The sequence below is a fragment of the Achromobacter sp. DMS1 genome, assembly GCF_001270295.1.
The window spans coordinates 1-9,707 of the sequence record NZ_LHSJ01000158.1 but is presented as its reverse complement, the minus strand read 5'-3'; the positions used below and the strand labels follow the sequence as shown (position 1 = coordinate 9,707).

Genomic DNA, 9,707 nt, shown 5'->3' with positions numbered 1-9,707 from the left:
CCCGCCGCAAGGCGGCCGCCGCGTCCGCCTCGTCGGGCCGGGATTCCGTCTGATCCCCCTCCTCCAAGGCCGCCTCCGGCGTCTGGACGATTTCCCCGTGGCCGCTCCCGGCGGCGCATCATCCTGCCGCGCCAGGCGCGCCGTCTTGGCTCCACCTGAACCGCCCATCTGGACCTAGCGTTTCCGCCCTATCCGGGCAAACTGGAACAGGACCGGCCAACGGTGCCGGCCTCGCCCCGGGACGCAGCCCATGCTCTTCAGGAGATCTCCATGAACGCGCTATTCCGCCTCATCCGACGCTGCACCCTGGCCGGCCTAGCCGCCGCCCTGGCTGCCGCGCCGGCCTATTCCCAGACCAAGGTCGTGGTGGGCTACCAGCTCATCGTCGGCCCCTTCCTCACCGCCATTTCCGATGGCAGCTTCGACAAGGCGCTCAAGGCGGCGGGCTACCAGGTCGACTGGCGCCAGTTCACGTCCGGCGGCGACATCTCCACCGCGCTGGCCTCCGGCAACGTGCCGGTCGGCGTGCTGGGCTCCACCGGCATCACCGCCGCCGCCACCCGCGGGGTGGACCTGCAGCTCTTCTGGATTCTCGACAACATCGGCAAGTCGGAAGCGCTGGTCGCCCGCAACGGCTCCGGCATTTCCCGCCCGGCCGACCTCAAGGGCAAGCGCGTGGCCACGCCTTTCGTCTCCACCTCGCACTTCCACCTGCTGGTGGGCCTGGAGCAGGTCTGGAAGATGAACCCCCGCGACGTGCGCATCCTCAACATGCAGCCGCCGCAGATCGTGGCCGCCTGGCAGCGGGGCGACATCGACGCGGCCTACGTCTGGCCGCCGGCCCTGACCGAAATCGAGAAAACCGGCAAGGTCATCGCCGATTCGGAGGAAATCGGCAAGGCCAGCGTGCCCACCTTCGACGGCCTGGTGGCCGACCGGGCCTGGGCGCAGAAGAACCCGAAGTTCATGGCGGCGTTCACCGAAGTGCTGGCCAGGGCCTATGCCGACTATCACGCCAACGGCGCCAAATGGACGGCGGACTCGCCCGAGGTCAAGAGCATGGTCAAGCTGATCGGCGGCAAGCCCGACGACATGGTCAGCGCGCTCAAGCTGCTGGTGTTTCCCACCGCGGCCGAGCAGGCATCCGGCCAGTGGCTGGGCGGCGGCAAGGAAGGCGGCGCGGCGCGCGCCTTCGCGGCCAGCGCCAACTTCCTGAAAGACCAGAAGCAGATCGACCGCGCACTGCCCGACTACAGTCCGCACGTAACGGACCAGTACGCGAAAGCGGTGGCCAGATAGGCCGCCGGACTGACCGGCGCGGGCGGGCTGCCCTGCCCGCGCACCGCGCGCCCCGTGCGGACGCGGGCGCGACGCCACAAGGGGAATCGGGCCATGAGCCAGCCATCCGCATCCGCCGCGCAGACCCTGCGCGCAGAAGGAGTCAGCGTGACCTACCCCGGCCTGCACGACAGCGGGCCGGTCATCGCGCTGCAGAACGTCAACCTCACCATCGAGCCGGGCGAGTTCGTGGTCGCGCTGGGAGCGTCCGGCTGCGGCAAGACCACCCTGCTCAGCCTGCTCGCGGGTTTTCTGTCGCCCACGGAAGGCAGCATCACCCTGGCGGGGCGGCCGATCACCGGCCTCGGCGCCGACCGCGGCGTGGTGTTCCAGAAACACGCGCTGCTGCCCTGGCTGAACGTGCTCGACAACACGGAGTTCGGCCTCAAGCTGCAGGGCGTGGACAAAGCCACGCGCCGCGCCCGCGCGCAGCGCAACCTGGAGCTGGTGGGCCTGCAGGACTTCCACCGGCACATGATCTACCAGCTATCTGGCGGCATGCAGCAGCGCGTGGGCATTGCGCGCGCGCTGACCTGCGATCCGGCCATGTTGCTCATGGACGAGCCCATGGCGGCGCTGGACGCGCTCACGCGCGAAACCATCCAGGAGCTGCTGCTGCACATCTGGCGCCAGACCCACAAGATGTTCTTTTTCATCACCCACAGCGTGGAAGAAGCGCTGTTCCTGGGCTCGCGGCTCATCGTCATGTCGCCGCGGCCCGGACGCATCACGCACACCTTCACGCCGGACTTCAACCGGCGCTACCTGGAGACCCGAGATGGACGCGGCATCAAATCCAGTCCCGACTTCATCGCCATGCGAGAAGAAGTCCTTGGCATCATCTATGGCGACGAACGCAGCGTCCGCGCCGAGGCGCTCCATGTCTGAGCGCAGCCGGGGCAGGCCCGCCAAGCCGGGCAAGGTATACGGCGCGCCGGGCGCGGGCTACAGCGGCCACATCAGCCTGCTGACCAGCATCGCGCTCGTCGCGCTGTGGTTCCTGGTAACAGGCATGGGCTGGGTCAAGCCGCTCTTTCTGCCCTCGCCCATGGCGGTCTACGACAAATTCATCGTCGCCATGACCGAAGGCGTGGCCAACTCCACACTGGCCGAGCATGCCGCGGCCAGCCTGTCGCGCGTGTTCGGCGCTTTTTTCCTGGCCTGCGCCACCGCCATTCCGGTGGGCATCCTGATGGGCGTCAACCGCTATGCGCGCGGCATCTTCGATCCGCCCATCGAGTTCTACCGGCCCCTGCCCCCCCTGGCCTACCTGCCGCTCATCATCATCTGGTTCGGCATCGGCGAGTTTCCCAAGATCTTCCTGATCTACCTGGCGATCTTCGCTCCCATGGCCATCGCCGCGCGCGCCGGCGTGCGCTCGGTGTCCATCGAACAGGTGCACGCGGCCTACGCCATGGGCGGCACGCCGGCCCAGATCGTCTGGCACGTGGTGCTGAAGGCCGCGCTGCCGGAGATCTTCACCGGCATGCGGATCGGCATCGGCGTGGGCTGGACCACGCTGGTGGCCGCCGAGATGGTGGCGTCCGACCGGGGCCTGGGTTTCATGGTGCTCAACGCCGCCCAGTTCCTGGCCAGCGACACCGTCATCATGGGCATCATCGTCATCGGCGTGTTCGCGTTCGCGTTCGACCTGCTGGTGCGCTATCTGGAGAAATTCGCCATTCCCTGGAAGGGACGCATCTGACAGGGCAATCCCCCATTCCCCGCCCCGCCCGGCTCCTCTATGCTGGAGTGCGGAAACCGCGCCCTTCCGGCTGCGCCGGGAGGGCGCGCCTGCGCACCCGTTCTTGAAGGAGTCCTCATGTCCAGCCAGGCTTCCATGCTCAAGCCCGTGTTGTGGGAGCGCCTGTTCGAAATGGAAAGCGCGCCCAACCTCAGCCTGCAGGGCCGGGTGCGGCAGATGCTGGTGTCGGCCATACTCAGCGGACACCTGCCTCCCGGCGCGCCCGTGCCGTCCAGCCGCTACCTGGCGGACCAGCTGCGCATCGCCCGCAACACCGTGGTGTTCGCCTACCAGCAACTGGTCAGCGAAGGCTACCTGGTTTCGCGCGAGCGCAGCGGCCATTTCGTGAGCGAAACGGTGATGCAGGGCCATTCCGGCGCGTCCCTGGAAGCCGCCTGCTGTGCGCCGGACGCCGAGACCTGCGCGCCCGTGCGCTGGGAAGAGCGGCTGCGGCTGCGCCCTTCGCGGCAGCGCAACATCAGCAAGCCGCGAGACTGGCAGAAGCAGCCCTACCCTTTCGTCTACGGGCAATACGACCCCGATCTCTTTCCCACCGCCGAATGGCGCGAATGCTGCATCAAGGCGCTGTCGGTGCTGGACATACGGAGCTGGGCGCCCGATCTCATCACCCACGACGACGCCGCCCTGATCGAGCAGATACGCACCCAGGTGCTGCCGCGCCGCGGCGTGTGGGCCGACGCCGAGGAAATCGTCGTGACCGTGGGTGCGCAGCACGCGCTCTACCTGCTGGCCGACCTCCTCATCAACGAAGACACCGTGGTCGGCATGGAAGACCCGGGCTATCCCGATGCGCGCAACATCTTCGCCAGCCGCACGCGGCACCTCCTGCCCTTGCCGGTGGATGGCGAGGGCCTGTGCACCGGCACCCATCTGCTGGGCTGCGACTACATCTTCGTCACGCCGGGCCACCAGTGCCCGACCACCGTCACCCTGTCGGCCCAGCGCCGCCAGGATCTGCTGACCCTGGCCGGCCAGACCGACAGCCTCATCATCGAAGACGACTTCGAAAGCGAGAGCCGCTGGGGCGAAGGCGCGATTCCCGCCTTGAAGAGCCTGGACCGCGAAGGCCGCGTCATCTACGTGGGCAGCCTGGCCAAGTCGTTCGCGCCCGGCCTGCGCATCGGCTACATCGTGGCCCCCCGCGAACTCACCAGCGAGCTGCGCGCGCTGCGCCGCCTCATGCTGCGGCATCCGTCGGCCTATATCCAGCGCGCGTTTTCGCTGTTCATTTCGCTCGGCCATCACCATGCGCTGCTGCGGCGGCAGTCGCAGGCCTACCAGCAGCGTGGCGCCGAACTGGCGCGCGCGCTGGCCGAGCACTTGCCCGATTTCCGGGTCACGCCGATCACCGGCTCGTCGTCCTGCTGGGTGCAGGGCCCCGCCTGGCTGGACGCCGTCGAGCTGGCGCAGGCCGCGCTGGCCGAAGGCGTCGTGGTGGAACCCGGCGACGTGTTCTTCATGGACGGCGCGCACGCGCCGCGCAACTGCCTGCGCATCGGCTTCACGTCCATCCGCGCCGGACAGATCGCGCCGGGCATCGCGCGGCTGGCCGACGTGGCGCGCCGCTGCCGGATGCGGGCGGCGGCCTGAACGCCGCGCCCCGGGGCCAGCCCGCGCCGCCAGGCTCCGCCGCAGCGTCTTCTACAGCACTTCGTCGCGCAGGTAATACCAGCGGTACAGCAAGCCCTGTCCGATGCGCCGGAACGGCGCGAAAACATGGCCGGGCAACGGCGTGTCGTAAATGGGCAAGTCCCAGGGTGCGCCGTCCTGGCCCATGATGCGTTGCGCCAGCCGCCTGCCCGCCTGCGCCGAAAACGAGACGCCGTTGCCGCCGTAGCCGAATGCGTAGTAAAGCGGCTGGTCCGGATCGGGCTGGCTGATGCGCGGCATCATGTCGTGGCTCACATCCACCCAGCCCCACCACGAGTAGGCCACCTCCACGTCGCGCAGCGCGGGAAACTTGCGCGCCAGCCCCTCGCGCAGCAGCGCCAGGTGGCGCGGATTGCGGGCATCCGCGCCGCGCAGGGCGCTACGGCTGCCGATCTGCATGCGGCCGTCGGGCAGCAGGCGGTAGTAGAAGCGCAGCGTGCGCGTGTCGGTGATGAACACCGTGCTTTTCAGGCCGGCGCGCTCGCGCTCCTCGGCGCTCAACACGCGCGTCACCATAGAGTTGGAAAGCACGGGCATGATGCGGTTGTCCAGCAAGGGATCGATGCCCTGCGCGGTGTAGCCGCCCGTGGCGAACGCCACCTTGCGGGCCCGCACCGTGCCGCCCGGCGTGCGCAGCAGGTAGGCGCCGTTTTCGCGCCGCCACCCCAGCACGGGACTGGCCGGATGCAGGCTCGCCCCCAGGGCGCGGGCCTGCCTCATGTAGCCGAACGCGAGCTTCAGCGGATGCACGCCCACGCCGTCCGGCTCCAGCATGGCTCCTACCGCCTCGTGGTCGTCCACGTAGCGCTCGCGCAGCTCGTCTTTGCTCAGGATGCGCGTGTCGTAGCCGAACACTTCGCGCATGACGCGGGCCTCGCTGCGCAGAAAGCCCATCTTCTTCTCGCGGTGCGCGGTGTAGAGGTGGCCGCCGGGCTGCGCGTCGCAATCGAACTGCGCCACCAGGCTTTTCCAGTATTCGAAACCGTCGCGGATTTCCGCGTCCAGGCGGCGGGCGGTGTCCACGCCCCAGCGCTGGATCCACTGCGAGCGGTACAGGCGGCCCGATGCGTTCTGCCCCTGCCCGCCGTTGCGGCTGGTGCAGCCCCAGACCGCCCGGTTGGCTTCCAGCACCGTCGCGCGCACGCCGAAGTCGCGCGCCAGCGTCAACGCCGCCGACAGCCCCGTGAAGCCGGACCCCACGATGACCACGTCTGCGTCCGCGTCGCCCTCGACCGGCCCGTCGTCCTCGGGCGGCGGGCCGGCCGTGGCGACCCAGTACGTAGGCGCATAGTCCTGCCCTCGCCCGGGGCGGGAAACCAACGGATCGTAGTCGGGATCGTAGGGGCTGGACGGCGGGCGCGCGCCCGCAACGGAAGTCTGGACATCCATGGCGGCTCCTTGGCAGCGGCGCGTCAGGCGTGTGCGGGCAGCGGCGGGCGCTGCTTGCGGAAGGCGTTCTTGACCTGGATCTTGCCGTCCTTGAACGTGAACACATCCACCATGTCGGCCTCCACGCGCGTGCCGTCGGCCGCGGTGCCCGTGAACGTGGACTCGGACACGCCGCGGTCGCCGGCGACCCAGTGGCGGCCGTTGCGCCATTGCGCGTCGGGAAAGTTCTGCCATGCCGCCGCGAAGGCCGCGCGCACCGCGTCGCGGCCCGTATGCCGGCTGCCCCAGGCCTCGGGGCCGGCCACGGTTTCGAACACGCAATCCTCGCTCATGAACGACATCAGGGCCTCGATATCGTGGCGGTTCCACGCGGCCGCGAACTCGGCCAGCATCTCCACGGTAACGGTCTTCTGCATTACGGCTCTCCTCCGCGCGACATGCGCCATGCCAGATGCCAAGGTAAGAGGCGCGCGGCGCAGGGTCTAGAACCAGACGCGGGGAATCGCTTGCACCAGTTGCGGCCCCCTCTGGAGATGCCCTCCCCCGAAACGCCCGCGGCGCGCCCTCCTCGGCCGGCCCTGCTCGAGGGGGGCGCGCCGGTTGCTTGCGCGGGGCATCTTGCCTGGCTGCGGGGCGGCATGTCGCATGCGCGCGCCGCGGCTCAGGATATGTGTGCGGCGCGGTTCAGGTTTGCGGCGATGAGATCGGGGGAGGTCTGGCCGCGCAAAGCGATGAGCACCAGAGCGGGGAAGGATGCGTCTTCCGGCCGCGCCGCCTGCGTGTCGTAGCGCACGCGACCGCCGGCGAGCTGGACGAGAACCCAGCCATGGCGCTGCGTGCGCACCCATCCCTTGGCGCGCAGGATGGCGCGTGGCAGTTGCCTGAGTGCCTGCGCGAAGCGGTCGGCGTCCAGCAGCGCGGGAGCTTGCCAGGTCCAGCTCTGGAAGGGATGGACGGCGGGTTCGGGGTGCGTCTGGCGCGCGAGCACGCCGCCATGGACGGGCGCGCGGACCTCTTCATGCGGATGCCCGGGCGCGCAGCCGCCGGCGCGGCATTCCGCCTGCCCGCCGGCGTCGAGCAGTGCGTGCAGATCGACCCTGCCCTCGCTCGTCTCCAGCACCGGCGCTCCGCCGGATGCCTCTTCCAGCCAGCGGCGCAGGTTCCCGGCCTGCGCCGGGTCGGCCAGGTCGGTCTTGTTCAGCACCAGCAGCCCCGCCGCGCGCAACTGGCGCGCCAGGGTATCGGCCAGCAGCGGATCGGCGGCCTGGGCGCGTATCGCGGCCGCGTCGGCCACGACGACCACGGTTTCCAACTGCAGCAGCGGATCGGACAGGCCGACCTGCGCGATGCGTCCCGGGTCCGAGACGCCGCTCGCCTCGATCACGATCCATGCCGGCGGCGGGTCCAGCGCCAGCATGCGCGCCAGGGCCTCGTCCAGGCCGCTGGACAGCGAGCAACAGACGCAGCCGTTGGCCAGCCGCACGACCTCGTCCGCGCGGCCGGCGACCAGCCCCGCGTCGATGTCCATCGGCCCGAAGTCGTTGACCAGCACCGCCGTGCGCCGTGGCGCCGATTGCAGGACATGGCGCAGCAGCGTGGTCTTGCCCGCGCCCAGGAAACCGCCCACCACCGTCAGGGGAATGCGCGGCATCTCAGGCGGGCTCCAGGTCCAGCGGCCGGCCGCCGATCACCGTGCCGCGCGGCGCGATGTCCTTGAGCTGCTCGGGCGCGGCGGCGGAAGGATCTTCGTCCAGCACGCAGAAATCCGCGTACTTGCCCACTTCGATCGAGCCCGCCAGGTGGTCCATGTGCAGCGTGTAGGCCGCGCCCAGCGTAATGGCGCGCAGCGCCTCGCCTACACCGATGCGCTCGCTTTCGCCCAGCACACGGCCGGACGCCGTGCAACGGTTGACGGCGCACCAGGCGGTGAACAGCGGACCCAGCGGCGTAATGGGCGCGTCGGAGTGGATGGCGTACGGCACCCCGGCGCGGGCGGCCGACGCGCATGCGTCCATGCGGTTGGCGCGGTCCGGACCCATGGTGAGCGCGTAGTGCGCGTCGCCCCAATAGTAGATGTGGTTGGCGAACAGGTTGGCGCACATGCCCAGGCTGGCCATGCGGCGGAATTGCGCCGCGTCCGCCATCTGGCAATGCTGCAGGGTATGGCGGTGATCCAGGCGCGGATGCTTCTGCAGCGCGCGCTGCACGGCATCGATGGCCAGCTCGGTGGCTTCGTCGCCATTGGTGTGGATGTGCAGCTGCACGCCGGCCTCGTGATACGCCTGCACCATGGCGTCGAGCTCGCCGGGCGCAATGACCCAGATGCCGTTCGGCGCGCCGTTGTAATAGCTCGGCCAGCGGACCCGGGCCGTGAACCCCTGGATGGAGCCGTCCACCACCAGCTTGACCATGCCCAGCCGCAGCTTGTCGTGGTTGAGCCGGCGCACTTCCTGCAGCCTCGCCAGGCAACGCGCGGGATCGCCCGCATAGGTCAGCGCGGAAGCGGCCGGCACGATGCGCACCGGGTAGTCGTCCTCGGCCGTGATGCGCGCGAGCCGCGCCAGGCCGTCGCCGTCGAGCTCGTTGACCAGGTCGGTGGCGGTGGTGACGCCGGCCCACTGCGCCACCTTCCCGAACAGGCGCAGGCCGTCTTCCGACAGCCCCACGGTGCGGAACGGGTTGCCGATCAGCCGCAGCACCGGGAACATGGCGGCGAACTCGCACAGCTCGCCGCTCGGGCTGCCGTCTTCCAGCCGGCTGACGCCGTCCACGTCGGTATCGGCATCGATGCCGGCGCGCTCCAGCATGAGCGTGTTCACGTTCATCAGGTGCATGCTGGCGTGCATGACCACGACCGGCCGCGCGCGCGACACCGCGTCCAGATGCGCGCGGTTCATGCGCTCGCCGCCGAAGAAGATCGGGTCGAAGCCCCAGCCGATCAGGGTTTCGCCCGGCGCCAGCGACCGCTCGGCCTCGCGCAGGCGGCCGGCCACGGCCTCGAAGCTGCGCAGGCCCTCCCACAGCCTGCCGTCGGGCCCGCGGCGGTCGTAGTAGCCCACGTAGACGAACTTCCACATGCCGCCCTCCGGCAGGTGGCAATGCCCCTCCACCAGCCCGGGCATGAGCACGCGGTCCGCGTAACGGTCGTCCAGTTCGGCCGGCCCCCAGCCCGCCAGGTCGTCCCGGCCGCCCACGCCCAGAATGCGTCCGTCGCGCACCGCCACATGGGTGGCGCGCGGCTGCGCCGGATTCATGGTCAGGATGGTGCGCGCGGCGTAGATGGTCGTCCTGGCGCTGGATGAATGCATGGTTCTGTCCTCGATATTTGAGAAGCGGGAAATATGGCGCGGAAGGCCGTTGCGCCCGGATCATGTCCAGCCTAGAGCGGCGCGGTCACGTCGCCGTCGCGCACCGCCACGAAATGACAGGCCACGCTGTGGCCGGGCGCCACTTCGCGCAGCGGCGGCTCGCGCTCGGAACAGGCGGGCGGCCGCGGCGGGACAACGGCCCGCGAAGCGGCAGCCTGGCGGCGGGTCCACGGGGCCTGGGCGGGTCGCCCGACAGC

General features: G+C 69.8%; 8 protein-coding genes and 1 pseudogene. 4 read left to right on the top strand and 5 right to left on the bottom strand.

All coding sequences use genetic code 11. The features are described from left to right. Positions 1–270: 270 nt before the first annotated feature. The 4 genes from tauA (at position 271) to AD428_RS17160 (ending at position 4,693) form a co-directional block, all read left to right on the top strand. Positions 271–1,299 (top strand): taurine ABC transporter substrate-binding protein, encoded by a 1,029-nt coding sequence (tauA, locus tag AD428_RS17175; protein ID WP_053245986.1) that lies wholly within the window; start codon positions 271–273, stop codon positions 1,297–1,299. Between the two features lie 93 nt (positions 1,300–1,392). Then, positions 1,393–2,226: a taurine ABC transporter ATP-binding protein gene (locus AD428_RS17170; protein ID WP_053245985.1), complete on the top strand. Its 834-nt coding sequence runs from the start codon at positions 1,393–1,395 to the stop codon at positions 2,224–2,226. Then, a complete protein-coding gene (locus AD428_RS17165) occupies positions 2,219–3,043 on the top strand; it encodes an ABC transporter permease subunit (protein WP_053245984.1) in 825 nt (274 codons plus the stop codon). The genes AD428_RS17170 and AD428_RS17165 overlap by 8 nt, the downstream gene beginning before the upstream one ends. 117 nt (positions 3,044–3,160) lie before the next feature. Next, positions 3,161–4,693, top strand: a complete 1,533-nt coding sequence (locus AD428_RS17160) for a PLP-dependent aminotransferase family protein (protein WP_053245983.1) — start codon at positions 3,161–3,163, stop codon at positions 4,691–4,693. 51 nt (positions 4,694–4,744) lie between these two features. Here the strand turns inward: AD428_RS17160 and AD428_RS17155 are convergent, their stop codons facing one another. The 5 genes and pseudogenes from AD428_RS17155 to AD428_RS28185 form a co-directional block, all read right to left on the bottom strand. Beyond that, the gene (locus AD428_RS17155; RefSeq protein ID WP_053245982.1) at positions 4,745–6,142 is read right to left on the bottom strand and encodes an NAD(P)/FAD-dependent oxidoreductase; all 1,398 of its coding nucleotides are present in this window, start codon (positions 6,140–6,142) and stop codon (positions 4,745–4,747) included. A 23-nt stretch (positions 6,143–6,165) separates the two neighbouring features. Further along, complete coding sequence (locus tag AD428_RS17150) at positions 6,166–6,558, bottom strand: nuclear transport factor 2 family protein (protein ID WP_053245981.1); 393 nt, start codon at positions 6,556–6,558, stop codon at positions 6,166–6,168. A gap of 245 nt (positions 6,559–6,803) precedes the next feature. After that, the gene (locus tag AD428_RS17145; protein ID WP_053245980.1) at positions 6,804–7,793 is read right to left on the bottom strand and encodes a CobW family GTP-binding protein; all 990 of its coding nucleotides are present in this window, start codon (positions 7,791–7,793) and stop codon (positions 6,804–6,806) included. 1 nt (position 7,794) lies between these two features. Beyond that, a complete protein-coding gene (locus AD428_RS17140; RefSeq protein WP_053245979.1) occupies positions 7,795–9,450 on the bottom strand; it encodes an amidohydrolase in 1,656 nt (551 codons plus the stop codon). Positions 9,451–9,521: 71 nt separating this feature from the next. Continuing rightward, positions 9,522–9,707: pseudogene (locus AD428_RS28185) on the bottom strand (oligopeptide/dipeptide ABC transporter ATP-binding protein); the annotation flags it as partial.

What these genes read in the sequence shown, in the direction of transcription:
- AD428_RS17160 (WP_053245983.1), top strand. Translation starts at nt 3,161, where the DNA reads ATGTCCAGCCAGGCTTCCATGCTCAAGCCCGTGTTGTGGGAGCGCCTG.
- AD428_RS17170 (WP_053245985.1), top strand. Translation starts at nt 1,393, where the DNA reads ATGAGCCAGCCATCCGCATCCGCCGCGCAGACCCTGCGCGCAGAAGGA.
- AD428_RS17145 (WP_053245980.1), bottom strand. Translation starts at nt 7,793, where the DNA reads ATGCCGCGCATTCCCCTGACGGTGGTGGGCGGTTTCCTGGGCGCGGGC.
- AD428_RS17155 (WP_053245982.1), bottom strand. Translation starts at nt 6,142, where the DNA reads ATGGATGTCCAGACTTCCGTTGCGGGCGCGCGCCCGCCGTCCAGCCCC.
- AD428_RS17150 (WP_053245981.1), bottom strand. Translation starts at nt 6,558, where the DNA reads ATGCAGAAGACCGTTACCGTGGAGATGCTGGCCGAGTTCGCGGCCGCG.
- AD428_RS17140 (WP_053245979.1), bottom strand. Translation starts at nt 9,450, where the DNA reads ATGCATTCATCCAGCGCCAGGACGACCATCTACGCCGCGCGCACCATC.
- tauA (WP_053245986.1), top strand. Translation starts at nt 271, where the DNA reads ATGAACGCGCTATTCCGCCTCATCCGACGCTGCACCCTGGCCGGCCTA.
- AD428_RS17165 (WP_053245984.1), top strand. Translation starts at nt 2,219, where the DNA reads ATGTCTGAGCGCAGCCGGGGCAGGCCCGCCAAGCCGGGCAAGGTATAC.